The following is a 26120-nucleotide window of genomic DNA, read 5'->3' as shown; positions in this document are numbered from 1 at the left end:
CCTTCTTGTAACTGCTTTTTTGCGGCAAAAGATTTCGCTGACTAACGTTTTGCATCGATTTTTCGGCCCGCTGATCGACGCACGATAGTACCTTGCGGATGTGCTACGCTTACCCATCCACTGACGAATGAGGCAACCATGGCGGCAAAGCAAGGCAGGATGACAAGACGGCGCTTTGGCAAGGCGGTGCTGGCGCTGGCCGGCGGCGGCCTGCTGGCGTCGTGCGCAAGCGTCGTCGGGCCGCGCCGCATCGAGCTGTCGCAGTCGCGCCTGCAGGCTGGTCTCGAGCGCCGCTTTCCGCTGCATAACCGCATGCTCGAGTTGTTCGACGTGCAATTGACCCGGCCGCGCCTGGCGATCCTGCCGGATACCGACCGCGTCGGCCTCACCCTGGACGTATCCGTGTCGCCGCCGTTCCTGCGCCAGTCGTGGAACGGCACGCTGGCCCTGTCCGGCCATCTGGTGCTGGACAATGTGCGCAATGCCGTTGTTCTCTCGGCGACCCACGTCGACCGCTTCGACGTCGACGGCATGGACAGCAAGCGCGTGCGCGACCTGGGCCGCGCCGCCGATGTGCTCGTGAATCAATTGCTGCGCGAGATGCCGGTCTACAGTTTCCACCCCGAAGACCTGCGTTATGCGGGCATGCAATTCGCTCCCACCCGGCTCGAGACGGCGCCCGACGCCCTGTTCGTCACGCTGGAACCGGTGCGCTGACTGTTGCCAAAACTGCGCGTCGCAAATCCGACACGGCGTGCGCGCACGATTGAACGGCCCGATGCATACGTTGCCAGTACTGCTATTATTTCCGGCAGTTGGACGGTCCGGCATCGGTGACGATGACGTCGGGGCACTGCGACTGTTGTTTCTTTAAAACTAGCTGGGCCCAAGCGTTGCACAGGTAGCGCAAACGGCGCACACTGGTTTGAAAGGCCACAACAGCACGAACCGCAGAAGCGGGCACAACCGCGCTTGCGCTTTCTCATGCACACGGTGTTCCACTAAAGTAATCTCTGCGTTACTGACGTGCTGCCGGTAAGGGGGTAACCTTGGAAACGATACAGGAAAGTGTTCCGGACAAGAGCGTGCCTGTCGAGCCGATCGTCGCCGCCTCGATGAGCGCGACGCCGGTGCCAGCCCGTCTGAGCCTGCCGCCCAAGGGCTCGTGCTGGTATTGCGAAAAACCGCTCGACAGCGTACGCCGCTTCTGCGGCAAATCCTGCGCCGACTCGTTCGACGAAGAAGCGGAATACAACCGCTGAGCCGCGGCACCGCGCCGCATCCGGCGGTCGCACCGGCGCGGTCAGCCGCCCTCCGCCCGTCCGCGCAGCAGCGCCAGGGCACCGTCGAAGTCGAAGCCGTCGACCAGATCCGCCACCCGGCGGTAATCGTCTTCCCCAAGTTGAGCGGCCAGCGCATCGGCGGCCTCGCGCACGAGGTCGACCGCATCGCCATTGCCTTCGTCGAGCAGCGTCATGAGGCGGCCGACGGCGTCGTGACCGGTCTGCGCCGGCCGTTTCTCCGGCGCCGCGGAACGGCGCTCGGGCAGGGTGCTGGCCAGGGCGTCCAGTTCGCGCAGCACCCGTTCCAGTTCATCCTGCAGGCGCACGAGGCTGCCGTGGACGCCGCCATCGTTCGTGTGCAGCATCCGTTCCACGACGTCCGCCTGGCGCTGCAGCGGCACCGCCTCGATCATGCCGGCGGCCCCTTTGAGGGTGTGCACGAGGCGCAGCGCCAGCACGGTGTCCCCCTGGTCGTGCGCGGTACGGATGCCGGCCGCGGCCTGGCGGTACTCGTTGCGAAAGCGCGCGAGGACACGCCCGAACAGGTTTCCGTCGCCCATCAGGCGCGCGATGCCGCCCGCGTGATTCACGGCCGGGTCGTCGAGCGCAGCGGGCGGGGGGCGTTGATCGGGACTGTCCATCAGGTCTTATTTTGTCGTAAACGACCAGCTGCGGCTGACCGGTGTGCCGTCAATGGCTCCCGTGAAGGCGACGTCGTAGGTGGTCGCCGCCGCCAGCGGGGCCAGCGGGACGATCGCCGCCGCCGACTGGGTGTGCGTGTTCGCATCCTGGCCTTGCACCAGCAGGCGCGTGGACAGGTCGCTGCCGGCGCCGTGGGCGCGGATCGTGAAGCTCTGCACCGTCAGCTTGCGCGTCAGGTTCGTGTGCACGCTGACCGGGTAGCCGACGTTATTAATGTTGGGCACCGGATCCGGCTCCTCGTAATCGCTGAGAAAGTTCGCCGGCACCTGGGTCTGGCCATTGAACGGCCACGTCACGATCGTCCCGGCGGCGATGCCGCTGCCATAGCCGTTGTTGGCGACGAAGTCGGCGGTGAAGTAATTATAGTTGCCCGACGACGTCGCCGCACCGGCGCCGATTTCCTTGAACATGGGCTCGAAGATCACGAAGCGGTGATAGATGGCCGTGATCAGTTCCTCGGCCATGTAGAAGCCGGTGCCGTTCGAGGTTGCCGAGATGACTTCGCCGATCGCGTTCTCGCCGGCGAACACGTAACCCGCCGCCGTCAGCCGGGCCCCCAGGTCCACGCCCGTGAAGCCCGGTTTGCCGGCCGTCTGGTCGTGGGCCACGACGTTGTTGATGCGCTGGTAGTCGGAATGGCCCTGGGCCGCGACGTCGATCACGCCGTTGTGCGTGAGGGCCGGCATGCCGATCTGGCTGCGGCGGTAGTTAATCCAGTTCAGGCCGTCGGTGGCGATGTTGTTGGTCGCGATGGGCGCCGCGGCGTCCTGTCCCGAGAAGCCGGTCGTCAGCGGGCCGCTCGAGACGCCGGCATTGCCGCCGCTGCCGCCGCCGCTGCCGCCGCCGCCGCCGCAGGCGACCAGCGCCCACGCCGCGGTGCAGGCGAGGGCAATTTGCCGCACACGATACATTCTATTCGTCATATGAAATTCCCAGTGCCCGGCCTGCCGGCTAAAAAGAGCTTCCATTCTAGGCGAAATCGGCGCGCGGCGACGAGCGTACGGACAATCGCGGCCCCAGCATAAGCCCATGTAAAATAAGCCATTCTTCCGCTTCGAACGAATTCAGTGAACGCTACCCGCCAGCAGCGCCTCGCGCGCGCCAAGTTTGCCCTGCCCAGTTTCGTGACCCTGCTGTCGATCGCCTGCGGTTTCGGCAGCATCGTGATCTCGGTCGACAACGCGCCCGTGGGCGATCCGTCCGACTATCGCCTGGCCGCGATCCTGCTGGTGCTGGCCGGGGTCTTCGATGCCCTCGACGGCTTCGTCGCCCGCGCCACCAACACGCAGTCCGCGTTCGGCGTGCAGCTGGATTCGATCGCCGACGTGATGAATTTCGGCTGCGCCCCGGGCCTGCTGCTGTACTGCTACGGCTTCGCCCAGATGGGCGCCGCGCACCCGACCCTCGTGCGCATGGGCGGCCTGGCCTGCTTCGTGTTCGTGGCCTGCGGCGCGCTGCGCCTGGCGCGCTTCAACGTGATGGTCGGGAGGACCGACCCCCGCTACTTCGTCGGCATGCCGATCACGGCCGGCGCCGCGTGCGTGGCCGCGGTGGTGGTCGCATGGCCCGATCCGGTGGCGGACATGGCCGGCGCCTTCCTCGTCATGCTGCTGATGATCGCGGTCGGCACGCTGATGGTGTCGACGATCCGCTTCCCCAGCTCCAAGCAGCCGAAATCGACGGCGGCCTTCATTGCGCTGGTGGTCTGCGTGGTGCTGCTGGCGTTGTTGCGGACGCGCTTCTTCGCGCTGTTCTTCGTGTTTTATATCAGCGCGACGCTGCTGCTGAACATCGCGTGGCGGGGTGGCTGGACGAAGATCGCGCCGCCGAAGGTGTACGACGACGAATGAACGGGTAGGGTGGACGGCTTGCCGTCCACGCGTCCAGACGACATGTGCCCGCACGAGCTGGTTGAACGCGTGGGCACGTGGTGCCGTAGGGTGGGCGGCCTCCGCCCACGATCCGTCACGCGAACTTGTCGAACAGGGCCGCCAGGTGCGCGGCGGCCGCCTTCGCTTCCTCGACGTCGCCCGCATTGCCCGTATGGGTGACGATGCTGGCGGTGAGGAGCTGCACGAACGAGCGGTCCAGCGCCTTGCGCGCGGCCGCCATCTGCTGGGCCACGGCGTCGCAGTCGGACGGCGTATCGGCCAGCGCGATCAGCTTCTGGACGCCGCGCAGCTGACCCTCCACGCGCGCGAGGCGGTTCAGCAAATCCTTCTTCTGCTGCGCCGTCAGCGCGCTGCCTTCGACGATCTTGAGCGGTTCGGCCATGGGCGCACCGCTTATGCGACCTCGTGGCCGCGCGCCGCACGCAGGATCGTGAACCAGTCGGCGCGCGCCAGCTGGAACGTGGTGCCGGCGACGGCCACCGAGATCGCCTCGATGCGGCCGCTGCCCGTCAGCGGGAAGGGACGCGACGGCAGCTGCATGATCCACGCGAACACCACGCTGGCGAACGGCTGGTGCAGGCGGTCGGCGATCTCCTTGATCACGAGGCGCAGGTTCTCGGCGTTCGCATCGTTGGCCGTGAACAGGCGCCCGCCGGCCAGCGGCGACCAGATCATCGGCGCGACGCCCTTGTCCTGCAGGCCGTCGAAGGTCTCGTCGAACATCGGCGCCACGTGCAGCGGCGAGAATTCCACCTGGTTGGTCGACAGCTCGATGCGGCGGTTCAGCGCCTCGAATTGGTGGCGGCTGAAATTCGACACGCCGAAGTGCAGCACCTTGCCGTCCTGCTTCAGGCGCGTGAAGGCTTGCGCGATCTCGTCGAAGTCCATCAGCGGGTCGGGACGGTGGATCAGCAGCAGGTCCAGGCGGTCCGTGTGCAGCTGGCGCAGCGATTCCTCGGCGGAGGCGACGATGTGGGCGGCGCTCGTGTCGTAGTGCTGGATGGTGTGCTGCGGGCGTTTATTCGACAGCAGCCGGATGCCGCACTTGCTGATCAGCTGCATGCGGTCGCGCAGCGAAGGCTGGGCGCGCAGGGCTTCGCCGAACAGGCCTTCGACGCCGTAGTTGCCGTAGATGTCCGCATGGTCGAACGAGGTGACCCCCAGCGCGATGCACTGCTCGATGAAGGCGATGCGCTGCTCCACCGTCATGCCCCATTCGACCATGCGCCACATGCCGGCGACGATGCGGGACAGTTCGAGGCCACCGTTCTTGCGGATGGCAACGCGCGGGCAGGACAGGTCGCGGGGCAGGGCAGAGGTCATCGTTCTACTTTCAAATAAACGTAGGGTCATTATAGACGTAGGGTGGGCACCCCTGTGCCCACGCGGACGTTCGCAAACCGCAAACGGCACGCGTGGGCACGGTGTGCCCACCCTACGATGTCATGCTTACCGCGAGGTTACTTCATCCACAAGCGCATCGAGTCCCACGCGCGCCCGAAGATCGACGCTTCCTGCACTTCTTCCAGCGACACCACCGGCAGCGCCAGCAGCGCCTTCCCGTCGACCATCATCTTCAGCGTGCCGACGCGGCTGTTCAGGGCCAGCGGCGCGACCAGCGGGTCCTTGCGCTCCAGGACCGGCTTCATCTTCTGGGCCACGCCCTTCGGTACGGTCACCCACACGTCGTTCGGGAAGCCGATCTTCACGTTCGACCTGGAGCCCTTCCAGATTTCCGGGGTCAGGATCGCCTGACCCTTGGCGTACAGCTTGACCGTGTCGAAGTTCTGGAAGCCCCAGTTCAGCAGCTTCTGGCTTTCCGCCGTGCGGTTGCCGTCCGACGTGGCGCCGGACAGCACCGAGATCAGGCGGCGCTCGCCGGCCGGGCCGTTCGGGCGGTGCGCCGACGCGATCATCGAGAAGCCCGAGGCTTCGGTGTGGCCGGTCTTGAGGCCGTCCACGGTCGGGTCCAGCCACAGCAGGCGGTTGCGGTTCTGCTGCTTGATCTTGTTGTACGTGAATTCCTTGATCGAGTCGATCTTGTAGAACTGCGGGAAGTCCTGGATCTCGTGCGAGGCCAGGATCGACAGGTCGCGCGCGGTCGAGTAGTTCTCGGGGCTCGGCAAGCCGTGCGGGTTGGCGAAGTGGGTGTTCTTCATGCCCATGCGCTGGGCCTCGCGGTTCATCAGGGTGACGAAGGTCGCTTCGTCGCCGGCGACGGCTTCGGCCAGTGCCACCGCGGCGTCATTGCCGGACTGGATCATCAGGCCGTACAGCAGGTCCTGGATTTTTACCGGGGTGGCCGGGTCGATGAACATCTTCGAGCTGCTGCCGTCGACTTTCCACGCATGCACCGAGACGTTGACCATCTGGTCCAGCGTGATCTTCTTGTCGCGCAGGGCTTCGAAGACGACGTACGCCGTCATGACCTTGGTGAGCGAGGCCGGTTCGATGCGCATGTCCGGGTCTTGCGAGGCGATGATCTGGCCGCTGGTGGCGTCCAGCAGGAGCCACGAACGGGCGGCGATTTGCGGGGCCGGCACCTGCTGCGCATGGGCGGCCGACATCAGGAGGGCACTGGCGGCGAAGGCCGCGATTAACTTTTTCATGGAAGGCAAACGAGAGGTGAACAGGAGATGACGCGATGGCAATGCCGGTAAACATTGCCTTGAAAGAAGATCGCATCATTATAGGCCAGCGTTAGGCTCAAATGTCACGCCGCCACAATTGCGCGACAAGATTTTTAATGTGGACGAGCTTGCGGTGAAAAAAGTGGTCGGCGCCGGGAATCACGGTCACGGGGATGTCGAGCGGGCGCGCCCAGTCGAACACGTGCGCGAGCGGTATCGTATCGTCAAGTTCGCCGTGGATCAGGATCGTGTCGGCCGGGACTGCCGGCACCGGCCACTTGCCGGCGGCCGTGCCGACCAGCGCCAGGCGCTCGGCCGGGCGGCCCTGGGCGATCAGGCGTTGCTGCAACTGGGCCTGGACGAAAGTGCCGAACGAGAAGCCGGACAGCGCGTACGGCAGGCCCGGATACTGCTGGATCATGTGGTCGAGCATGATCTCCATGTCGTCCACTTCGCCGCGGCCTTCGTCGTGCACGCCTTCCGACTCGCCCACGCCGCGGAAGTTGAGGCGCGCCGTCGCGTAGCCGAGGCCGACGAAGGCGCGGGCCAGCGTCTGCGCCACTTTATTGTCCATGGTGCCGCCATACAGCGGGTGCGGATGCGCGACGAGGGCGATGCCGCGCGGCGGCCCGTCCGGTTCGTCCAGCAGGCATTCCATTCTGCCGGCCCGGCCGGTCAGGTAAAACTTGTGCGAATTCTTGTTCATTGCGTGCGTCGGCCTCAGATCTTCAGGCGCTCGACCACCTCGCCCTTGACGAGGTGGCGTTCGATGATTTCGTCGATGTCGGTGGTGTCCACGTAGGTGTACCACGTGCCTTGCGGGTAGATCACCACGACCGGGCCTTCCTCGCAGCGGTCCAGGCAACCGGCCTTGTTGATGCGCACCTGGCCCGGCCCATTCAGGCCCAGTTCCTTGACGCGCTTCTTGGCGTGCTGCTGTGCCGCCTCGGCGCCGCTCTTGCCGCAGCTCGGGCGGCAGTCCTTGCCTTCGCGTTCGTTCAGGCAGAAGAACACGTGGTGTTGATAAAAGGGTTTGTCGTCGTTCATGTCGTTTCCGGATGAGTTGGCGGCCGCGCCGGCGCCGTCGCCCGCTATGATACGCCCTAATCAGGGCCGGTTCAGCCGATGCGAAGGCAGCAGCAGGAACCACAGCGCGAGGACCGGCCAGGCCATGCCGAGGAATTGGGCGGCGCCGTTGAAATTCAAGAATTTACCCTGTTGCCAGGCCTGCAGCGTCGAGACGAAATACGGGTTGGCGGGAATCGTGTTGACGACGATGAGCGACAGCACGAGCGTCACCACGGCCAGCCGGCGCTGCGCCACCTGGGGCGCGAACGCGAGGCCGGCCAGCATGATCAACCCGATCAGGAAGCCGCCTTCCGCGCCCGGCGTGACCCAGACAAAGGCATTGTCCGGCGCGAAGAACAGCGAGCTCGCGAGCGTCTTGACGACGATGCCGACGAGGACCAGCGCCAGCATCAGCGACAGCCTTGGCGCGCTGCGGCGCGTGAGGCACAGCAGGGTGAGGGCGGCGCCCGTCATGCCGCACGCGGTGATGATGGTCTCGGACAGCCAGTACTGCTCCACGCTCATCGGCGCGTCGCCGCGCAGCAGCGTCACGAGGTCGATGTCGGTGTCGAGCCATTCGGACAGCCATTCCGACAGCAGCGGCAGCACCTGGCCGTTGCCGAACAGGTAGTTCTGCGGATAGACCTGGGCCAGCGGCCACAGGGCGATGAGCACCAGGCCCTGGCTCGCATGCGATGCGAACCAGCGCTGGCGCAGCAGATACAAACGGCTGCGGTCCACCAGCATCGGCGCGAACCAGGCGCCGAGCAGCGCCCCGGCCAGGCAGCCGGCCGCATTGGTCAGCAGGTCGAGGTTCGACGGCACGCGGCTGGGCAGGTAGTTCTGCACGGCCTCCATCGTCCCCGACACGAGCAGCCCGACGGCGGCCGCGACGAGCACGGCCCACATGCCGCGCACGCGCGGGTGCAGCGCCAGCACGATCAGGACGCCGAACGGCATGTAGCCGACGACGTTGACCAGCACGTCGAAACCGGTCCACCAGCGCGGCATCTGCAGGTTGAGGAAGGCGAACGGCGACAGCCCGCTGCTGCGCCAGCCGGAAAACGGGAACCAGCTGGCGTAGACGATCAGCAGCAGATAGGCCAGCAGCGCCGCGCGTGCCACCGGCGAGGCGCGCGGGCCGGCGTCGTCTTCCGTATCGGTCATCGTCGGTTGATGTTCAGTGTGCCCAGCCAGGCCACGATGTCGGCCGCGACGGCGTCGGTGCTGGCCGCGAGGGCCCGCGCGCCGCCGGCCGCGTCGGCGCTCGTCGCGGGGACGGACTGGCGGAAGCTGCGCTGGTCGACGAGCGTATGGCCCTGGAATACGGAGGCGCGCACCGCAACCACGCCGGTGCTCCGGCTCGTGCCGCCGAAGTCCTGGATGAATTCGTCGACGTCGATGCGCAGCAGCGGAATACCGATCGACGCATCCGTTTCCGACAGCACCCGCGCGCCGGCCTGCGCGAGCCGCGTCTTGAAGCGCTGGGTCAGCAATTGCAGCGGATTCGCCGTCCAGCGGCTGTTCGCATAGGTGCGCGCCTGCAGCGGGTCGGCATAACTGAGGCGGTAGAACATGCGCTCGTTGTCCAGGGCGCTCGAGCCGGTGACGTCGGTGACGACCACCGAACCGAGCGCGCCCTGCGCGGGCGCCTGCGGCGTCGCGGGGGTGGCCGGGCCGAAGTCGAACTGCGTGGTCGGCTGGCCTTTTTGCGAGGCGCAGCCGGACAGGATCAGGGCCAGGGCCGCGGCGAGAATGAAGCGGGTCGGATGCATGGTCGCTGGATTCCTCATTGGGTCGGGGGGACGAAACCGGGTTCGCCCGGGCCGGGTTCGGCCGCCGGGGCGCCGAACAGGATGCTTTGCGGGCGCTCGCCCAGGTTCGTCACGGTGCGGCGCACGGCGCGCAGCGACGTCTTGGCTTCGTCGGCCATGTCGACCACGTGCGGCAGCGTCTGCAGCTCGAGGTCGGACGTCACGCCGCCCAGCGAATCGATGGCGGTGCTGGCGCGTTCGAGCGGGCCGCCCGGCGCCTGCAGGCTCGTCGCGAGGCGGTCGTAGTTGCGCACGGCGGCCGTGGCGCTGGTCGACAGATCGTTCACGGAACCCATCGTGCGATCGAGTTTATCCGTCAGCGCGGGCAGGCGCGCCAGTGTCGGCTGGAGCTGGCCCGGGATCTCGGCATACGCGGCGGCGGCCTTGTTGATGCTGTCGAAGGCGCCGGTGATCTTGTCCTGGTTTTCCTTGCTGAGGACGTTGTTCAGGCTGTCGGTGATGCGCTCCGTCTTTTCCAGGATCGCGAGGCCGCGCTTTTCCAGCTGGTCGAGCAGGCCGGGACGCAGCGGAATGCGCGCCACGCGGTCCTTGTCGCTTTTCAGCAGCGGGGAGCCGGTGCGGTCGTCGTCCAGCTGGATGAACGCGATGCCCGTCACGCCCTGGTAGCCGAGCGAGGCGAACGTCGTCGTCGTGACGGGCGCGCCGTCTTCGATCGACAGCTTGATGAGAATCTGCCCGGTCACGCGCGGGTCGAACACGATGTCGTCCACGCGCCCCACTTCCAGGCCGCGGTAACGCACGGCCGCCTGCGGATTCAGGCCGGGGATGGTCTGCGTGGTGACGATCTCGTATGGATGCGTCTTGGTGCGGTCGCGGTTCAGCCACAGGCCGACCAGGATGGCGGCCACCAGCAGCGCGACCGTGAAGAAGCCCGTCATGAGGGCATACGATCTGTTTTCCATGTCAGTCTTCCGACTCCTTTCTTGCGATGCGCTCTTCCAGCACTTCCAGCGCCCGCTGGCCGCGGGGCCCCAGGAAAAAGTGTTTGATGAAGGGGTGAGGGACGCGCAGCACGTCGCACGACGGGCCCACCGCGATCACGTGCTTCTCCGCCAGCACGGCGATGCGCGAGGACAGTGCGAACAGCGTGTCCAGGTCGTGCGTGACCATCACCACGGTCAGGTGCAGCTCGCTGTGCAGCGTCTGGATCAGCGCCACGAAGGAGTCCGACAGGTCCGGGTCGAGGCCCGCCGTCGGCTCGTCGAGGAACAGCAGTTGCGGCTCGAGCGCGAGCGCGCGCGCGAGGGCCGCGCGCTTGATCATCCCGCCCGACAGGTCGGACGGCATCTTGTTGGCGTCGCCCGGGCCGAGTCCGACCATGTCCATCTTGAGCAGCACGGCGTCGCGCACGACGTCCTCGGGCAGGGCGCGCAGCTCGCGCAGCGGCAGCGCGATGTTGTCGAACACGGTCAGCGCGGAGTACAGCGCGCCCTGCTGGAACAGCATGCCCCAGTGGTTGCGCATGCGCTGCAGCTGTTCCGGGCTGGCGCTGCTGACGTCCTCGCCGAATACCCTGACGCAGCCGCTGGACGGCCGCTCCAGGCCCAGCATCTGGCGCAGCAGCACGGTCTTGCCGGTGCCGGAACCGCCGACGATGGAGAGAATTTCGCCCGCGTAGATGTCGAGGTTCAGGTCCTGGTGCACGACGGTGCGGCCGAAGCGCGTCCACAGGTTGCGGATCTGGACGACCGGCGGCCCGACGTCTTCCTCGGGTTTGCGGTTCAGTTGCTGCGGCGGGCGCTGGGGCTTTTCCATCAGAAGCCCACCCCCGAGAAGACGATCGCGAACACGGCGTCGGCCAGGATCACGACGGTGATCGCCGTGACGACCGACGTCGTCGTGCCGCGGCCCAGGCTTTCCGTGTTCGGCTTGATGCGCAGGCCGAAGTGGCAGGACACGAGCGCGATCAGCATGCCGAAGGCGACGCCCTTGCCCAGGCCGATGGTGTAGTTCACGATCGGCACGGCCGACGGCAGCTTCTGCACGAAGTAGCGCATCGTCAGGCCCAGTTCGATCTTCGCCGAGACCATGCCGCCGATCAGGGCCATGGCATCCGTCCACACGACCAGCAGCGGCATCGCCAGCGCGAGCGCCAGCACCTTCGGCATGATCAGGCGGTAGCCGTGCGAGATGCCCATCACGAGCATCGCATCGAGTTCCTCGGTCACGCGCATCACCCCCAGTTGCGCCGTGATCGACGAACCGGAGCGGCCCGCGACCAGGATCGCCGCCAGCAGCGGGCCCAGTTCGCGGATGATGCTCATGCCGAGGATGTTGACGAGGTAGATGTCGCCGCCGAACATGCGCAGCTGCTGCGCCGACAGGTACGAGAGCACCACGCCGATCAGGAAGCCGACCAGCGCCGTGATGCCGAGCGCCTGGAAGCCGGAGTGGTAGACGTTGGCCGAGATCTCGCGCCACGGCCCGGACAGCGGATGGCGGAGGAAGCGGCCGATGTCCTGCACCACCTGGCCGATCAGGGTGATCGCGCCGCGCAGGTGCTCGAAGAAGGACAGCACGCCGTTGCCCAGCGTGATCACCCATTGCAGGCGGCTCTTGCGGGTGCGCGGCAGCGCGATGTGGCCGGATTTTTCGATGCGCTCGAACAGCTCTTCCTGGCGCGGGTCGAGTTTCAGTTGCGCGGGGCGGCGCTTGCCCCAGGAACTCCAGAACAACTGGGCGCCGATGTGATCGAGGCTGGCGATTTCGGAGAGATCCCAGGCGACCGGCTTGCCGGCCAGGGATTTCATCGTCTTTTCGATGTCCTTGAAACCGCGCCGCGAGAACGCGTGGACTTGCCATACGCCGCGCGCCACCACGGATTGCTCCGCGCCGGCAATGGGATGCTCGATGGTTAATGTTGGCGCATTTTCAATCTGCATTGCGGCAGTGTAAAAGAGATTCGCGACTGCCGCCACCAGCGTTACGCTTGCGTGCCGTAGAGCGTACGCTGGCGCACATTGGCGCGCGCCCCGTGTTTACGCGGCCAGGTGCCGCACCTGGCGTTCCGGCGCGGCGGCCGGTTTGGGTTGCGTGCCGTTGTCCCTGGCGGCCGGCCTGTGCGCGCTGCCCGCATAATCGCTCGCGACCAGGGCTGCCGCTTCGCCGGCCGGCATCCCGCGCAGCTGCAGCCAGGCCTGTACCAGCTTCGCGAGGCGGTCCAGCGCGATGCGGTGGGTGGCGTCGAGCTGCGCGTACATCCAGTCGGAGAAGGCCATGAAGCTGGCGAACGGGCTGTCGCCCAGCAGGACCGTGATCGTGTGGGCGAAGCGGCCGGAGTTCGCGACCAGGTCCCAGTAGCGGGCAAAGCGCACGAGCCGCTGCATGGTGCCGAAGTCGATGCGGTCGGTGGCCAGTACGGTGTACGGCGGATACGGGTCGTACACCATCTTGTAGGGGGCCGTGTGGCGGATGATGGGCGTGCCGCGCAGGCGCTTGAGGATGCCGAACTGGATCTCGTGCGGGCGGAGCGCCACCAGCTGGTCGAAGCCGCGCGCGAACGATGCGACGTCCTCGCCCGGCAGGCCGGCGATCAGGTCCACGTGCAGGTGCGCGTGCGAGTGCGTCGTCAGCCAGCGGATGTTGTCCGCGGCCTTGGCGTTGTCCTGACGGCGGCTCACGAGGGCCTGCACGTCCGGATTGAAGCTCTGGATGCCGATCTCGAACTGCAGGGCGCCGGGCGGGAACCTGGCGATCGTTTCCTTCAGCGCTTCCGGCAGGTGGTCCGGCACGAGTTCGAAGTGGGCGTAGACCGGATCGTCCGGATTGGTCGCGATCTTATCGAGGAAGAACTGCATGATGCGCTGGCTCGTCTTGACGTTCAGGTTGAACGTGCGGTCGACGAATTTATACAGGCGCGCGCCGCGCCGGTACAGCGCCTCCATCTCCGCGAGGAAGGCGTCGAGCCCGAACGGCCACGCCGTCTTGTCCAGCGACGACAGGCAGAACTCGCACTTGAACGGGCAGCCGCGCGACGCTTCCACATAGATGGTGCGGTGGGCGATATCGTCGTCCGTATAGAGTTCGTACGGCAGGCGGATGTCGGCCATGGGAGGCTGCACGCCCGCATGCACCTTCATGAGCGGCTTGGGGCCATGCAGGATGTCGCCGCACAGCTTGGGAAAGGTGATGTCGCCCCAGCCCGTGACGACGTAGTCGGCCAGGCGCACGATCTCCTGTTCGCCGGTCTCGTATGACACTTCCGGGCCGCCCAGCACGACCGTCACCTCGGGTGCCACGCGCTTGAGCATGGCGACGACCCTGGCCGTCTCCTCGACGTTCCATATATAGATGCCGAAACCGACGATGCGCGGCTGCTTGGCCAGCAGGCGTTCCACGACCTCGGTGGTTTTTGCGCCGATCACGAATTCCATCAGGCTCGTCTGTTCTTGCAACGCGCCCATATTGGCCAGCAGGTAGCGCAGCCCCAGCGAAGCGTGGGCATAGCGGGCATTGAGGGTGGCGAGCAGGATGGTCATGGCGATGCGGGGAGGACGGCAAAGCGCCCATTGTACGCTGCCGCGGTTCGCCAGGCGTGCGGGCCTTGCGGTCTGTTTTCGACACTGGTATCATTCGGTCCCTCGTCGAAAACGAAACGAACTTTAACGGTTCTGAACGCTTCGAAGGGGAGAAAAAGAAGTTGACGAACATCTCGAAACACTGGATAATCTCGCTTCTCTGCTGCTGACGAACAAAACGATTCGCAAGTGCAGCAAGGCAGTACCGAATACAGTTCTTTAACAATCAACAGTCGATAAGTGTGGGCGTTTGATGAAGTGCCAGCATCCTTTTGGGTGCTGAATGCTTAAATTATCAAATGTTCACACAAAAGAAATACGTTGCTCAGCAATGAGTAACGGTCAGTATTTTGAGTGAGCGACATGTCGAGAAATCGACAAAAACAGAGATTAAACTGAAGAGTTTGATCCTGGCTCAGATTGAACGCTGGCGGCATGCTTTACACATGCAAGTCGAACGGCAGCGCGGGGCAACCTGGCGGCGAGTGGCGAACGGGTGAGTAATATATCGGAACGTACCCAAGAGTGGGGGATAACGTAGCGAAAGTTACGCTAATACCGCATACGATCTAAGGATGAAAGTGGGGGACCTTCGGGCCTCATGCTCCTGGAGCGGCCGATATCTGATTAGCTAGTTGGTGAGGTAAAGGCTCACCAAGGCGACGATCAGTAGCTGGTCTGAGAGGACGACCAGCCACACTGGGACTGAGACACGGCCCAGACTCCTACGGGAGGCAGCAGTGGGGAATTTTGGACAATGGGCGCAAGCCTGATCCAGCAATGCCGCGTGAGTGAAGAAGGCCTTCGGGTTGTAAAGCTCTTTTGTCAGGGAAGAAACGGTTCTGGATAATACCTGGAGCTAATGACGGTACCTGAAGAATAAGCACCGGCTAACTACGTGCCAGCAGCCGCGGTAATACGTAGGGTGCAAGCGTTAATCGGAATTACTGGGCGTAAAGCGTGCGCAGGCGGTTTTGTAAGTCTGTCGTGAAAGCCCCGGGCTTAACCTGGGAATTGCGATGGAGACTGCAAGGCTTGAATCTGGCAGAGGGGGGTAGAATTCCACGTGTAGCAGTGAAATGCGTAGAGATGTGGAGGAACACCGATGGCGAAGGCAGCCCCCTGGGTCAAGATTGACGCTCATGCACGAAAGCGTGGGGAGCAAACAGGATTAGATACCCTGGTAGTCCACGCCCTAAACGATGTCTACTAGTTGTCGGGTCTTAATTGACTTGGTAACGCAGCTAACGCGTGAAGTAGACCGCCTGGGGAGTACGGTCGCAAGATTAAAACTCAAAGGAATTGACGGGGACCCGCACAAGCGGTGGATGATGTGGATTAATTCGATGCAACGCGAAAAACCTTACCTACCCTTGACATGTCAGGAACCTCCGAGAGATTGGAGGGTGCCCGAAAGGGAGCCTGAACACAGGTGCTGCATGGCTGTCGTCAGCTCGTGTCGTGAGATGTTGGGTTAAGTCCCGCAACGAGCGCAACCCTTGTCATTAGTTGCTACGAAAGGGCACTCTAATGAGACTGCCGGTGACAAACCGGAGGAAGGTGGGGATGACGTCAAGTCCTCATGGCCCTTATGGGTAGGGCTTCACACGTCATACAATGGTACATACAGAGGGCCGCCAACCCGCGAGGGGGAGCTAATCCCAGAAAGTGTATCGTAGTCCGGATCGCAGTCTGCAACTCGACTGCGTGAAGTTGGAATCGCTAGTAATCGCGGATCAGCATGTCGCGGTGAATACGTTCCCGGGTCTTGTACACACCGCCCGTCACACCATGGGAGCGGGTTTTACCAGAAGTAGGTAGCTTAACCGCAAGGAGGGCGCTTACCACGGTAGGATTCGTGACTGGGGTGAAGTCGTAACAAGGTAGCCGTATCGGAAGGTGCGGCTGGATCACCTCCTTTCTAGAGTGGCACTGCGAGCGCGAGCTCGATCATCAAGCGTCCACGCTTATCGACTGTTTAAAGTTAAACGAGAAGAGTTTTCGGGGCTGTAGCTCAGCTGGTTAGAGCACCGTGTTGATAACGCGGGGGTCGTTGGTTCGAGTCCAACCAGCCCTACCACGTTATGCGTCGGGGGATTAGCTCAGCTGGGAGAGCACCTGCTTTGCAAGCAGGGGGTCGTCGGTTCGATCCCGTCATCCTCCACCAACTCTTGTTCACTGCATTTATCCAAGCCCAGCGAAGCTGAGTTTCGATAAGTGTAGTTCTCGTTCTTTAACAATCTGGAAGAAGTAAAGTTTTCTTTAAGCGTTCAACGCATCGAAAGATGTATTGGACACTTAGGGTAGTAATCTGTATGTATCAACAAACAAAGTAAGCTGAACTCTTGTCGATATGACGTTCCCTTCTCGTCTTTCCTTCGGAAAGACTGCAGGGGCCAACGTTATAGGGACAAGTGAATAAGTGCACATGGTGGATGCCTTGGCGATTACAGGCGATGAAGGACGTAGTAGCTTGCGATAAGCTGCGGGGAGTGAGCAAACACACTTTGATCCGCAGATTTCCGAATGGGGAAACCCGGCCTTTTAGGTCATCGCATACTGAATACATAGGTATGCGAAGCGAACGCGGCGAACTGAAACATCTAAGTAGCTGCAGGAAAAGAAATCAACCGAGATTCCCAAAGTAGTGGCGAGCGAAATGGGAAGAGCCTTGTACGTGATAGTCGGACTGATAGTGGAACAGCCTGGAAATGCTGGCCATAGAGGGTGATAGCCCCTTACACGAAATCAGACCGGTGGTACTAAGCGTACGACAAGTAGGGCGGGACACGAGAAATCCTGTCTGAATATGGGGGGACCATCCTCCAAGGCTAAATACTCGTAATCGACCGATAGTGAACCAGTACCGTGAGGGAAAGGCGAAAAGAACCCCGGGAGGGGAGTGAAATAGATCCTGAAACCGTGTGCATACAAACAGTCGGAGCCTCTTCGTGGGGTGACGGCGTACCTTTTGTATAATGGGTCAGCGACTTACATTCAGTGGCGAGGTTAACCGAATAGGGGAGCCGTAGAGAAATCGAGTCCGAACAGGGCGACAGTCGCTGGGTGTAGACCCGAAACCAGGTGATCTACCCATGGCCAGGATGAAGGTGCGGTAACACGCCCTGGAGGTCCGAACCCACTAATGTTGAAAAATTAGGGGATGAGCTGTGGGTAGGGGTGAAAGGCTAAACAAACCTGGAAATAGCTGGTTCTCTCCGAAAACTATTTAGGTAGTGCCTCAAGTATCACCACCGGGGGTAGAGCACTGTTATGGCTAGGGGGTCATTGCGACTTACCAAACCATTGCAAACTCCGAATACCGGTGAGTGCGAGCTTGGGAGACAGACGTCGGGTGCTAACGTCCGGCGTCAAGAGGGAAACAACCCAGACCGCCAGCTAAGGTCCCAAAGATTGGCTAAGTGGAAAACGAAGTGGGAAGGCTAAAACAGTCAGGATGTTGGCTTAGAAGCAGCCATCATTTAAAGAAAGCGTAATAGCTCACTGATCGAGTCGTCCTGCGCGGAAGATGTAACGGGGCTAAGCCAGTCACCGAAGCTGCGGATATGTGCTTGCACATATGGTAGGAGAGCGTTCCGTAAGCCTGAGAAGGTGTCTTGTAAAGGATGCTGGAGGTATCGGAAGTGCGAATGCTGACATGAGTAGCGATAAAGAGGGTGAAAAGCCCTCTCGCCGAAAGCCCAAGGTTTCCTGTTCAACGTTCATCGGAGCAGGGTGAGTCGGCCCCTAAGGCGAGGCAGAGATGCGTAGCTGATGGGAAGCAGGTTAATATTCCTGCACCGTCGTATGATGCGATGGGGGGACGGATCGCGGAAGGTTGTCCAACTGTTGGAATAGTTGGTTTTTGACTCATAGAAGGTGCTTAGGCAAATCCGGGCACATAATTCAAGGGGTCGAGACGGGTGTCCTTGCGACACGAAGCAATCGGAAGTGGTTCCAAGAAAAGCCTCTAAGCTTCAGTCATACGAGACCGTACCGCAAACCGACACAGGTGGGCGAGATGAGTATTCTAAGGCGCTTGAGAGAACTCGGGAGAAGGAACTCGGCAAATTGGTACCGTAACTTCGGGATAAGGTACGCCCCGGTAGCTTGACCACTTTACTGTGGAAGGGTGAAAGGGTTGCAATAAACTGGTGGCTGCGACTGTTTAATAAAAACACAGCACTCTGCAAACACGAAAGTGGACGTATAGGGTGTGACGCCTGCCCGGTGCTGGAAGATTAAATGATGGGGTGCAAGCTCTTGATTGAAGTCCCAGTAAACGGCGGCCGTAACTATAACGGTCCTAAGGTAGCGAAATTCCTTGTCGGGTAAGTTCCGACCTGCACGAATGGCGTAACGATGGCCACACTGTCTCCTCCCGAGACTCAGCGAAGTTGAAATGTTTGTGATGATGCAATCTACCCGCGGCTAGACGGAAAGACCCCATGAACCTTTACTGTAGCTTTGCATTGGACTTTGAACCAATCTGTGTAGGATAGGTGGGAGGCTTTGAAGCGGGGACGCCAGTTCTCGTGGAGCCAACCTTGAAATACCACCCTGGTTCGTTTGAGGTTCTAACCTTGGCCCGTGATCCGGGTCGGGGACAGTGCATGGTAGGCAGTTTGACTGGGGCGGTCTCCTCCTAAAGTGTAACGGAGGAGTTCGAAGGTACGCTAGGTACGGTCGGACATCGTGCTAATAGTGCAATGGCATAAGCGTGCTTAACTGCGAGACCGACAAGTCGAGCAGGTACGAAAGTAGGACATAGTGATCCGGTGGTTCTGTATGGAAGGGCCATCGCTCAACGGATAAAAGGTACTCTGGGGATAACAGGCTGATTCCTCCCAAGAGTTCATATCGACGGGGGAGTTTGGCACCTCGATGTCGGCTCATCACATCCTGGGGCTGTAGCCGGTCCCAAGGGTATGGCTGTTCGCCATTTAAAGTGGTACGTGAGCTGGGTTTAAAACGTCGTGAGACAGTTTGGTCCCTATCTGCCGTGGGCGTTGGAAATTTGAAGGGGGCTGCTCCTAGTACGAGAGGACCGGAGTGGACGAACCTCTGGTGTACCGGTTGTCACGCCAGTGGCATTGCCGGGTAGCTAAGTTCGGAAGAGATAACCGCTGAAAGCATCTAAGCGGGAAACTCGCCTTGAGATGAGATTTCCCGGAGCCTTGAGCTCCTTGAAGGGTCGTTCGAGACCAGGACGTTGATAGGTCGGGTGTGGAAGTGCAGTAATGCATTAAGCTAACCGATACTAATTGCCCGTACGGCTTGTCCCTATAACCTTGGCAGTCATTGCCAATACAAGGGTTCAGCTGTTTGTTGAGACAACAGATTAAAACCATACTTCTTCCAGATTCAGGGTAGCGCTCGAAAAAGCGATACCCGTACAAGTTATGCCTGATGACCATAGCAAGTCGGTACCACCCCTTCCCATCCCGAACAGGACCGTGAAACGACTTTGCGCCGATGATAGTGCTGCAACCAGTGTGAAAGTAGGTTATCGTCAGGCTAGTTATATGCAGAAGCCCGCTCAGTTGATACCGAGCGGGCTTTTTGCTTTCTACCTCCCCGTATCGGCAACGCCTTCGAGTTTTACCAGCACGTCCTCCGTCAACACGAGGTCCGCCGCTGCCACGTTCTCGCGCAAATGGGCGGTCGACGACGTGCCCGGAATCAGCAGGATGTTCGGCGCCCGCCGCAGCAGCCACGCGATCGCGACCTGCATCGGCGTCGCATCCAGCCCGGCCGCGACGGCCGACAGGGCATCCGACTGCAGGGGCGAAAAACCGCCCAGCGGAAAGAAGGGCACATAAGGAATGCCATCGCGCGCGAGCGCATCGATCATGGCGTCGTCGCCGCGGTGGACGAGGTTATACATGTTTTGCACGCATGCGATCGGCACGATGCGCCGTGCGTCCTCGACCTGTCGCATCGTCACGTTGCTCAGGCCGACATGCCGGATCAGCCCTTCTTCCCTCAGCTCCGCCAACGCCGTTACCTGCGCCTCGAGCGATCCTTCCGCCGGGACGTGCACATCCAGCATGCTGCGAAAATTCACCACATCGAGCACGTCCAGGCCGAGATTGCGCAGGTTGTCGTGCACGGCCTGCCGCAATTCTTGCGCCGTGATGGCCGGCAGCCAGTTGCCCTGGCCGTCGCGCCGCGCGCCGACCTTGGTAACGATGACGAGGTCGTCGGCATACGGATGCAGCGCTTCCCGGATCAACTGGTTGGTGACATGCGGCCCATAGAAATCGGACGTGTCGATGTGATTGACGCCGAGCGCCACGGCCTCGCACAGGACGGCGCGGGCCGCGTCGGGATCCCGGGGCGGTCCGAAGACGCCGGGACCTGCCAGCTGCATGGCGCCATAGCCGAGGCGCCGGACGGTGCGATCGCCGAGCTGATACGTGCCGGCACGATCGATACTGGACATGTGATTCTCCTTTGATGAACAGTGAACAGTGCATCCAAGATAAGTCCGGCACGATCGCAAGACAATCCGGTATAGTCTGCATGGGCTGTACGTCAAAACGGACAATGAAAACCATGAAAGTCGATCTCGGCGACCTCTCCGCCTTCGTCGCCGTCGCGCGCGCCGGCGGTTTCCGCGATGCTGCCCGGGCCACGAGCGGTAGCGCATCCGGCCTGAGCGATGCGGTGCGTCGGCTCGAAGCGAAGCTCGGCGTCCGCCTGCTCAACCGCACCACGCGCAGCGTCGTCCCGACGGAAGCGGGCCGCAGCCTGCTCGCGCGTCTCGATCCCGTGCTCAACGAAGTCGAGAGCGCGCTGGACGTCGTCAACGGTTTTCGCGACACGCCCACCGGCACCTTGCGCCTGAACGTCCCGGTAAGTGCCGCTCGGCTCGTGCTGCCGGATATCGTGCCGCGCTTCCTCGCCGCGTATCCCGAAATCCGGCTGGAAGTGATCGCCGAAGAGAGCTTCGTCGACGTGCTCGCGGCCGGCTGCGATGCCGGCATCCGCTACGAGGAAAGGCTCGAGCAGGACATGATCGCCGTGCCGATCGGGCCGCGCGTGCAACGCATGGCGGCGGCCGCGGCCCCGGACTATCTCGCACGGCGCGGCCGCCCGCAGCATCCGCGCGACCTGCTCGACCACACGTGCATGCGCGCCCGCTTCGCCAGCGGGACAGTGATCCGCTGGGAGTTCGAACGCGACGGCGACAAGGTGGTGATCGACCCGTCCGGACCATTGCTCGTCCAGGTGGGCGGCGCCATCGATCTCAAAGTGGACGCCGCCGTCGCCGGCATGGGCGTCGTCTACCTGTTCGAGGACTGGCTGCGCCCGTACATCGACCGCGGCCTGCTCGAGCCCGTGCTGGAGCCATGGTGGCCGCGCTTTTCCGGCCCGTATCTCTACTATCCGGGACGGCGCCTCGTCCCGGCCCCGCTGCGCGCGTTCGTCGATTTCATCCGCGCAGCCTAGTGTCCGCGCTGGTAGGTGCCGATCAGTTCCGCCTGCGCCTTCACGTGCCCCTGCATCGCCTGTTCCACCTGGGCCTTGGTCGGATGGCCAAGGTCGGGCAGCACGGTGTCGAGCGCATACAGCTTGTGGACGTAGCGATGCCGTCCCACCGGGGGACAGGGGCCGCCGTAGTGCGTCTTCTTGAAGTCGTTCTGGCCGGTCCGCGTACCCTGCGGCAGCTCGGCGTCGCGTACCCCGGCGGGCAGGTGGTTCGCCTGCGGCGGGAGGTTGTAGAGAACCCAGTGCACCCAGGTCATTTTGGGCGCGGCGGGATCCGGCGCGTCGGGGTCGTCCACGATGAGGACGAGGCTGCGGGTGTCGGGCGGGGCACCGGACCACGACAGCGCGGGCGACGTGTTCGCGCCGTCGCAGGTGTGAATGGCCGGGATGGGGCCGCCGGGCGTGAAGTCGGCCGAGGTCAGGATCAGGCTCATGCTTGCCTCCTTTGCGTGTGACTGCCTGCACGCTTCGACACCGGCAAACGACCGGGGTTGCATCGGCGGATCACCGACGCGGATGACACCCGCCGCCACTTCCAGCCGCCGCAGCGGACGCCGCGGACGCGCGGGCAAACAAGCCCGCGGTCGACGCGTCGCCGCCGCATGAACGGCTGGGCAAACACTCGCCACCGTCTGTGCTCCCCCCGATATCGGAACTTGAAGGTAGGCCAGTGTCGCCCAGTTCGTAAAATCCTTGCCCACGATGCCGTAGACACAAGGGTATTATCCGGCTGCAAGCGCTCTCATCTGTTCGGCGCCTCACACAACGCGGCCGTGGCAATGTCGGCGTCACGATTGCGGCTCGCCGACCTGGATCGGATCGCGGCGTGGAATCAGATACCAGAGTCCCACAAACAGGAGCAGGGAAGCAACCGCGGCGGCGATGCTGAGCGACAGCATGTCGGTTGCAAGCGACACGACCGTCAACATGTCGAGCGACAGGCCGAGCGCCAGCGGCATCAGCGCACCCCGGATGGCCCGGCGCGACACCTTCACCATGAGCGACGTCGCATACCCGTGCTGGGCGCGGTAATACACGGCCGGCGTCATCAACAGGGCCATCGCGAACACCATCAGCGCGAGGCCGACCATGTGGCAGGCCTGCGCGTACAGCGCGAGGTCGTTGAAGCGTTCGTTGAACACGGCGATCGTCTGGAAACCGAACACCGCCTGCAGGCCGGGCAGAATGCAGCGCGCTTCTTCGATGATGTCGCGCATTGTTCGATGATTCTTTTCTTGCTGGGAAGCTTGATCGTCCATGGGATGACAGTAGCGCCAAACACGGCTGAGTTCAACCGCGCGCACGATTGAAGCGGCGCGCCGTCAGGCGTGCACGATGCCGGCCCGCGACGCCCATTGTTCCAGGCTGTGCCGCTGGATCGCGGCCGCCATCAGGTCGGGAAACAGGTCGGGCGTGCATGCGAAGCAGGGGATGCCCAGCGCGGCCAGCTTCGCCGCGTTGTTGCGGTCGTACGAAGGCGCGCCACCGTCGTCCAGCGCGAGCAGGGCGATCACCTGCGCGCCGCTGCCGACGAGGCTCGCCGCACGCCGGAGCATCTCGGCGTTGTTGCCGCCCTCGTACAGGTCGCTGATCAGGACGAAGATCGTGTCCTGCGGCCGCGTGATCAGGCCCTGGCAATAGGCGAGCGCGCGGTTGATGTCGGTGCCGCCGCCCAGCTGCGTGCCGAACAGGACCTCGACCGGATCGTGCAGCAGCGGCGTCAGGTCGACGACGGCGGTGTCGAACACGACCACCGACGTCGTCACCGCCTTGATGCTGGCGAGGACGGCCGCGAACACGCTCGCATACACGACCGACGGCGCCATCGATCCGCTCTGGTCCACGCACAGCACGATGTCGCGCAGCGAGCGTCCGCGCCGGCCGAAACCGATGCGCGTGTGCGGGATGATGGTCTGGTAGGCCGGCTGGTAGTGCCGCAGGTTGGCGCGGATCGTGCGCAGCCAGTCGATGTCCTGGTGGCGCGGGCGCAGGTTGCGCGCGGCGCGATTCAGGCTGCCGGCGACGGCCTGGCGCATCGGCGCGGCGAGCTTCTTTTCCAGGTCCTCGACGACCTTCGCGACGACGGCCCGGGCGGTCGCGCGCGTCTTGTTCGGCAGGATGCGGTTCAGGCTCAATAACGTGGCGACGAGGTGCACGTCCGGCTCGACGGCCGCCAGCATCTCCGGCTCGCACAGCATCTGCTGCAGGCCCAGGCGGTCGAACGCGTCCTTCTGCATCACCTGCACGACGCTGGACGGAAAGTACTGGCGGATGTCGCCCAGCCAGCGCGCCACGCGCGGCGCCGATCCGCCCAGGCTGCCGCCGCGCGTGTCGGGACCGGCACCGTACAGCGCGTCCAGCGCGGCGTCGACGGCGGCGTCTCCGGCGCCCAGCGTCAGCGCTTCGCCGGCATCCTGGCCCAGCACGAGGCGCCAGCGCCGCGCCGCTTCCGTGTTGCGGTCTTCATTCGACATGGACCGGCTCCTTCGCCGGCAAGGCGGCGAACAGGGTGTGCAGGATGGGCAGCACGCGCCGCGCGCGCACCGGATCGACGGCCGCCGCGGCCGCGCCGACCGCCGGCGGGCAGCCCGCCTGCGCCGCGCGCTCGCCCAGTGCGCGCCGCTCGGGAGAGCTGAACGTGGCGACCGTGCGGCGCAGCAGCGGCAGCAGCTCGGTAAAAACGTGGTCCGGTTGCGCGAGCAGCCAGCCGTTCACGATGCTCCACAGCGCATCGCTGTGCGCGAGCAGCGCGCCGCTGCCCTGCAAAAACCCCTCCAGCCAGTGCGCCGTGACGAGCGGCGGGACCGCCGGCGAGCAGCGCAGAGCCAGCTGGCGCGCGGCGCGCTCGCCATCCCAGCGGCCCTGTTCGGCGAGAATGCGGCTCGCGCGTCCCGCCAGCAGCGGATGCGACAGATCGCTCGTCGCTCCCGCTTCCAGCGCGTCGAACCACGCCGCCGCATGCGTCTCGTTCTGCAGCAGGCGCACGGCCTGGTCGGCGGCGATGATCTGGCCGAGCAGGCCGGCCGCGGCATCGTCCGCGACGCCGCGCAGGCCGTACGGCAGCGCGATGCAGGCGCGCGCCACGAGGCCGTCGACGACGCTGGACAGCGCCTGCGTATCGACCGCGCGCGCGCTGCCGTAGCGCAGCACGTTGACGAGCGCAGGCAGCGCCGCGAGCAGCAGGCCGAGGTCGGGCGTCAGCGTGCCCACTTCCTGGATGCGCGCCATCAGCGGAGCGACGGCCGCGCGCAGGTCGGCCAGTAAAATCGCCTCCATCAGGCGCGTGAGTTCGGGCAGCAGCTGCGCCTGCGCCGCGCGGTCGGCGGCCAGCGCCGTCGCCGCGGCTTCCAGCGTGCCGCCCCAACGGCTGGCGGCGATCAGGTCGACGGCGAATTCCGGCTCCCACGCGAGCTGCCACTGCTCGTGGAAGGTGCCGGTTCGGCCGCGCACGGTCTGCTGCCGGCCCCACGGGACGCCCAGCAGCGCGAGACGATGCAGCAGCACGCTTTTTTCCAGGTGCGCGCCCTGGCGCAGGTCGAGGTCGAGTTCCGTCATGTCTGCCCGCACCGGCATGCGCAGGCGCTTCTGCTGGGCGGCCACGTCCTGCGCGAGCGGCACGGCGGGAACGTAGTCGGGAACGGTCCCCAGTGCCTCGTCGACGAGCAGTGCGCGCCGGATCAGGCGCAGCGGCGCGTCGCTGTCGTAGCAGAACACGGCGCGCACGGCTTCCATCAATTCGTCCAGCCCCGCGCGCGGACGCTCGCGCAGCGCGGCCAGCGTGTCGGCCAGGCGCGCGGCCTCGATCACGTGGGCGGATGATGCGTCGAGATCGTGCCGGCGCAGCAGCGTCGCGACCTCGGTCAGCCAGTGCAGGCCAGCGCGGTCGCGGTGGCGCCACAGGTGGCGGTACCAGCCGGGCGCCGTCACGCCTGCGCCGTAGCCGCTGGCGAACGTGAGGCGGCCGTGCGTCCACGGCACCCACGTGGCCGCGACCTTTTCCTTCGCCAGTCCTTTTACGAGGTCGGCATCGCTTTTTGCGCTGGGCATCAGCGCCAGCGCCGGCACGTGCCACGCGCCGCACACGACGGCGACGCGCTCGTGGCCTTCCTTGACGGCCTGGCGGATCGCCGTGCGCATCCACGCTTCGCGCTTCGTATCCAGGTCGTCGGCGGGCGGCCCCGCTTCGTTGCGCAGCGCCGTCATCATCTCCGCGATGGCGGCGAACAGGCCGAGGCTGTCGCCGCGCTGTTCTACGAGGTGGTCCCACCACGTGTCGGCGTCGCCGTAGCCGGCCGCGCGGGCGAGCCAGCGCAGCGGGTCCGCGTGCAGGTCCTCGTTCCGGTCGTCCTTCGCGTCGTCCGTCCGTTCGCACGCCGCGCGCAAGGCGAAGCGCTGGGCCTGCGGCAGGTCGCAGAAGCGAAATGCGACATCGTGCTCGGCGGCGTAGCACAGCGCCTGCCATTCCGGCGAAAACTCGGCGAACGGATAGAACACGGCACGCTGCGGCTCGGCCGGCGCGTACAGCAGCAGGGCCACCGGCGGCACCATGTCCGCACGGCCGGCAAAGCGCGCCAGCGCGTCCGCTTCCGGCGGGCCCTCGACGAGGATGCAGTCCGGCGCGAGCGCGCGCAATGCTTGCGCCAGGCTGCGCGCGCAACCGGGGCCGTGGTGGCGGATGCCGAACAGGTGGACGCTCATC

At 64.0% G+C, this 26120-nt stretch carries 22 protein-coding genes, 2 tRNA genes and 3 rRNA genes; 9 read left to right on the top strand and 18 right to left on the bottom strand.

The window, feature by feature from the left end:
* Positions 1-138 precede the first annotated feature (138 nt).
* Both ACEN9Q_RS24145 and ACEN9Q_RS24140 read left to right on the top strand, forming a co-directional pair.
* Positions 139-717 carry a DUF1439 domain-containing protein gene (locus ACEN9Q_RS24145; protein ID WP_495626296.1) on the top strand — a complete coding sequence of 193 codons (579 nt, stop codon included), beginning with the start codon at positions 139-141 and terminating at the stop codon, positions 715-717.
* A gap of 332 nt (positions 718-1049) precedes the next feature.
* Entirely contained in the window at positions 1050-1262 is a 213-nt protein-coding gene (locus ACEN9Q_RS24140; protein ID WP_056438018.1) for a hypothetical protein, read from the top strand.
* A gap of 41 nt (positions 1263-1303) precedes the next feature.
* Here the strand turns inward: ACEN9Q_RS24140 and ACEN9Q_RS24135 are convergent, their stop codons facing one another.
* Both ACEN9Q_RS24135 and ACEN9Q_RS24130 read right to left on the bottom strand, forming a co-directional pair.
* Positions 1304-1924 (bottom strand): Hpt domain-containing protein, encoded by a 621-nt coding sequence (locus tag ACEN9Q_RS24135; RefSeq protein WP_495626295.1) that lies wholly within the window; start codon positions 1922-1924, stop codon positions 1304-1306.
* A 6-nt stretch (positions 1925-1930) separates the two neighbouring features.
* Complete coding sequence (locus ACEN9Q_RS24130) at positions 1931-2908, bottom strand: CAP domain-containing protein (protein ID WP_495626294.1); 978 nt, start codon at positions 2906-2908, stop codon at positions 1931-1933.
* A 144-nt stretch (positions 2909-3052) separates the two neighbouring features.
* On the opposite strand from ACEN9Q_RS24130, the gene pssA reads away from it, so the two are divergent.
* Positions 3053-3835, top strand: a complete 783-nt coding sequence (pssA, locus tag ACEN9Q_RS24125; protein ID WP_056438028.1) for a CDP-diacylglycerol--serine O-phosphatidyltransferase — start codon at positions 3053-3055, stop codon at positions 3833-3835.
* Positions 3836-3950: 115 nt separating this feature from the next.
* On the opposite strand, the gene ACEN9Q_RS24120 is transcribed toward pssA, so the two are convergent.
* The 11 genes from ACEN9Q_RS24120 to ACEN9Q_RS24070 all read right to left on the bottom strand — a co-directional run bounded on the left by ACEN9Q_RS24120 (position 3951) and on the right by ACEN9Q_RS24070 (position 13888).
* Entirely contained in the window at positions 3951-4259 is a 309-nt protein-coding gene (locus ACEN9Q_RS24120) for a metal-sensing transcriptional repressor (protein WP_056438031.1), read from the bottom strand.
* An 11-nt stretch (positions 4260-4270) separates the two neighbouring features.
* Positions 4271-5200 carry an aldo/keto reductase gene (locus tag ACEN9Q_RS24115; protein WP_056438036.1) on the bottom strand — a complete coding sequence of 310 codons (930 nt, stop codon included), beginning with the start codon at positions 5198-5200 and terminating at the stop codon, positions 4271-4273.
* Between the two features lie 137 nt (positions 5201-5337).
* Complete coding sequence (locus ACEN9Q_RS24110) at positions 5338-6486, bottom strand: D-alanyl-D-alanine carboxypeptidase family protein (protein WP_056438039.1); 1149 nt, start codon at positions 6484-6486, stop codon at positions 5338-5340.
* Between the two features lie 97 nt (positions 6487-6583).
* Positions 6584-7213, bottom strand: coding sequence for an alpha/beta hydrolase (locus ACEN9Q_RS24105; protein ID WP_056438042.1), 630 nt, complete (start codon positions 7211-7213; stop codon positions 6584-6586).
* A gap of 14 nt (positions 7214-7227) precedes the next feature.
* Complete coding sequence (locus tag ACEN9Q_RS24100) at positions 7228-7554, bottom strand: (2Fe-2S) ferredoxin domain-containing protein (RefSeq protein WP_056438045.1); 327 nt, start codon at positions 7552-7554, stop codon at positions 7228-7230.
* A 60-nt stretch (positions 7555-7614) separates the two neighbouring features.
* Positions 7615-8742: a VanZ family protein gene (locus tag ACEN9Q_RS24095; protein ID WP_495626293.1), complete on the bottom strand. Its 1128-nt coding sequence runs from the start codon at positions 8740-8742 to the stop codon at positions 7615-7617.
* Positions 8739-9350, bottom strand: coding sequence for an ABC-type transport auxiliary lipoprotein family protein (locus ACEN9Q_RS24090; RefSeq protein WP_495626292.1), 612 nt, complete (start codon positions 9348-9350; stop codon positions 8739-8741). Before ACEN9Q_RS24090 ends, ACEN9Q_RS24095 begins: the two co-directional genes overlap by 4 nt.
* A gap of 14 nt (positions 9351-9364) precedes the next feature.
* Positions 9365-10312, bottom strand: coding sequence for an MlaD family protein (locus ACEN9Q_RS24085; protein WP_056438053.1), 948 nt, complete (start codon positions 10310-10312; stop codon positions 9365-9367).
* A gap of 1 nt (position 10313) precedes the next feature.
* Entirely contained in the window at positions 10314-11165 is an 852-nt protein-coding gene (locus tag ACEN9Q_RS24080) for an ABC transporter ATP-binding protein (RefSeq protein ID WP_056438056.1), read from the bottom strand.
* Positions 11165-12292: an MlaE family ABC transporter permease gene (locus tag ACEN9Q_RS24075; protein WP_495626291.1), complete on the bottom strand. Its 1128-nt coding sequence runs from the start codon at positions 12290-12292 to the stop codon at positions 11165-11167. The genes ACEN9Q_RS24080 and ACEN9Q_RS24075 overlap by 1 nt, the downstream gene beginning before the upstream one ends.
* A gap of 96 nt (positions 12293-12388) precedes the next feature.
* Entirely contained in the window at positions 12389-13888 is a 1500-nt protein-coding gene (locus ACEN9Q_RS24070) for a B12-binding domain-containing radical SAM protein (protein WP_495626290.1), read from the bottom strand.
* 431 nt (positions 13889-14319) lie between these two features.
* Between ACEN9Q_RS24070 and ACEN9Q_RS24065 the strand changes: the two genes are divergently transcribed.
* The 5 genes from ACEN9Q_RS24065 to rrf all read left to right on the top strand — a co-directional run bounded on the left by ACEN9Q_RS24065 (position 14320) and on the right by rrf (position 19445).
* A 16S ribosomal RNA gene (locus ACEN9Q_RS24065) occupies positions 14320-15848 on the top strand.
* A gap of 82 nt (positions 15849-15930) precedes the next feature.
* Positions 15931-16007, top strand: a tRNA-Ile gene (locus ACEN9Q_RS24060).
* Between the two features lie 11 nt (positions 16008-16018).
* Positions 16019-16094: transfer RNA gene (locus ACEN9Q_RS24055), tRNA-Ala, on the top strand.
* A gap of 241 nt (positions 16095-16335) precedes the next feature.
* Positions 16336-19212, top strand: a 23S ribosomal RNA gene (locus ACEN9Q_RS24050).
* 120 nt (positions 19213-19332) lie between these two features.
* Positions 19333-19445: ribosomal RNA gene (gene rrf / locus ACEN9Q_RS24045) — 5S ribosomal RNA — on the top strand.
* The 16S, 23S and 5S rRNA genes sit together here with 2 tRNA genes alongside, the layout of an rRNA operon.
* A 51-nt stretch (positions 19446-19496) precedes the next feature.
* Here the strand turns inward: rrf and ACEN9Q_RS24040 are convergent.
* Complete coding sequence (locus ACEN9Q_RS24040; RefSeq protein WP_495626289.1) at positions 19497-20372, bottom strand: aldo/keto reductase family oxidoreductase; 876 nt, start codon at positions 20370-20372, stop codon at positions 19497-19499.
* A 113-nt stretch (positions 20373-20485) separates the two neighbouring features.
* Here ACEN9Q_RS24040 and ACEN9Q_RS24035 point away from each other — a divergent pair, with 113 nt between their 5' ends.
* The gene (locus ACEN9Q_RS24035; RefSeq protein ID WP_056451258.1) at positions 20486-21382 is read left to right on the top strand and encodes a LysR family transcriptional regulator; all 897 of its coding nucleotides are present in this window, start codon (positions 20486-20488) and stop codon (positions 21380-21382) included.
* On the opposite strand, the gene ACEN9Q_RS24030 is transcribed toward ACEN9Q_RS24035, so the two are convergent.
* The 4 genes from ACEN9Q_RS24030 to ACEN9Q_RS24015 form a co-directional block, all read right to left on the bottom strand.
* Entirely contained in the window at positions 21379-21855 is a 477-nt protein-coding gene (locus ACEN9Q_RS24030; RefSeq protein ID WP_056451256.1) for a YbhB/YbcL family Raf kinase inhibitor-like protein, read from the bottom strand. The genes ACEN9Q_RS24035 and ACEN9Q_RS24030 overlap by 4 nt on opposite strands.
* A 354-nt stretch (positions 21856-22209) precedes the next feature.
* Positions 22210-22680 carry a DUF6328 family protein gene (locus tag ACEN9Q_RS24025; RefSeq protein WP_495626288.1) on the bottom strand — a complete coding sequence of 157 codons (471 nt, stop codon included), beginning with the start codon at positions 22678-22680 and terminating at the stop codon, positions 22210-22212.
* Between the two features lie 63 nt (positions 22681-22743).
* The gene (locus tag ACEN9Q_RS24020; RefSeq protein ID WP_056451251.1) at positions 22744-23895 is read right to left on the bottom strand and encodes a VWA domain-containing protein; all 1152 of its coding nucleotides are present in this window, start codon (positions 23893-23895) and stop codon (positions 22744-22746) included.
* The gene (locus tag ACEN9Q_RS24015; protein WP_495626287.1) at positions 23885-26119 is read right to left on the bottom strand and encodes a DUF5682 family protein; all 2235 of its coding nucleotides are present in this window, start codon (positions 26117-26119) and stop codon (positions 23885-23887) included. The genes ACEN9Q_RS24020 and ACEN9Q_RS24015 overlap by 11 nt, the downstream gene beginning before the upstream one ends.
* Position 26120 lies beyond the last annotated feature (1 nt).

The organism is Massilia sp. Masssp93, assembly GCF_059491295.1.
Note: the sequence above shows the minus strand (reverse complement) of the source record. Positions and strands in the feature narration are given on the sequence as shown.

Bases quoted from the DNA above. Each gene is read 5' to 3' on its own strand.
- ACEN9Q_RS24145 (WP_495626296.1), top strand. From the start codon at position 139: ATGGCGGCAAAGCAAGGCAGGATGACAAGACGGCGCTTTGGCAAGGCG.
- ACEN9Q_RS24135 (WP_495626295.1), bottom strand. From the start codon at position 1,924: ATGGACAGTCCCGATCAACGCCCCCCGCCCGCTGCGCTCGACGACCCG.
- ACEN9Q_RS24130 (WP_495626294.1), bottom strand. From the start codon at position 2,908: ATGACGAATAGAATGTATCGTGTGCGGCAAATTGCCCTCGCCTGCACC.
- ACEN9Q_RS24120 (WP_056438031.1), bottom strand. From the start codon at position 4,259: ATGGCCGAACCGCTCAAGATCGTCGAAGGCAGCGCGCTGACGGCGCAG.
- ACEN9Q_RS24115 (WP_056438036.1), bottom strand. From the start codon at position 5,200: ATGACCTCTGCCCTGCCCCGCGACCTGTCCTGCCCGCGCGTTGCCATC.
- ACEN9Q_RS24110 (WP_056438039.1), bottom strand. From the start codon at position 6,486: ATGAAAAAGTTAATCGCGGCCTTCGCCGCCAGTGCCCTCCTGATGTCG.
- ACEN9Q_RS24105 (WP_056438042.1), bottom strand. From the start codon at position 7,213: ATGAACAAGAATTCGCACAAGTTTTACCTGACCGGCCGGGCCGGCAGA.
- ACEN9Q_RS24100 (WP_056438045.1), bottom strand. From the start codon at position 7,554: ATGAACGACGACAAACCCTTTTATCAACACCACGTGTTCTTCTGCCTG.
- ACEN9Q_RS24095 (WP_495626293.1), bottom strand. From the start codon at position 8,742: ATGACCGATACGGAAGACGACGCCGGCCCGCGCGCCTCGCCGGTGGCA.
- ACEN9Q_RS24090 (WP_495626292.1), bottom strand. From the start codon at position 9,350: ATGCATCCGACCCGCTTCATTCTCGCCGCGGCCCTGGCCCTGATCCTG.
- ACEN9Q_RS24085 (WP_056438053.1), bottom strand. From the start codon at position 10,312: ATGGAAAACAGATCGTATGCCCTCATGACGGGCTTCTTCACGGTCGCG.
- ACEN9Q_RS24080 (WP_056438056.1), bottom strand. From the start codon at position 11,165: ATGGAAAAGCCCCAGCGCCCGCCGCAGCAACTGAACCGCAAACCCGAG.
- ACEN9Q_RS24075 (WP_495626291.1), bottom strand. From the start codon at position 12,292: ATGCAGATTGAAAATGCGCCAACATTAACCATCGAGCATCCCATTGCC.
- ACEN9Q_RS24070 (WP_495626290.1), bottom strand. From the start codon at position 13,888: ATGACCATCCTGCTCGCCACCCTCAATGCCCGCTATGCCCACGCTTCG.
- ACEN9Q_RS24040 (WP_495626289.1), bottom strand. From the start codon at position 20,372: ATGTCCAGTATCGATCGTGCCGGCACGTATCAGCTCGGCGATCGCACC.
- ACEN9Q_RS24035 (WP_056451258.1), top strand. From the start codon at position 20,486: ATGAAAGTCGATCTCGGCGACCTCTCCGCCTTCGTCGCCGTCGCGCGC.
- ACEN9Q_RS24030 (WP_056451256.1), bottom strand. From the start codon at position 21,855: ATGAGCCTGATCCTGACCTCGGCCGACTTCACGCCCGGCGGCCCCATC.
- ACEN9Q_RS24025 (WP_495626288.1), bottom strand. From the start codon at position 22,680: ATGGACGATCAAGCTTCCCAGCAAGAAAAGAATCATCGAACAATGCGC.
- ACEN9Q_RS24020 (WP_056451251.1), bottom strand. From the start codon at position 23,895: ATGTCGAATGAAGACCGCAACACGGAAGCGGCGCGGCGCTGGCGCCTC.
- ACEN9Q_RS24015 (WP_495626287.1), bottom strand. From the start codon at position 26,119: ATGAGCGTCCACCTGTTCGGCATCCGCCACCACGGCCCCGGTTGCGCG.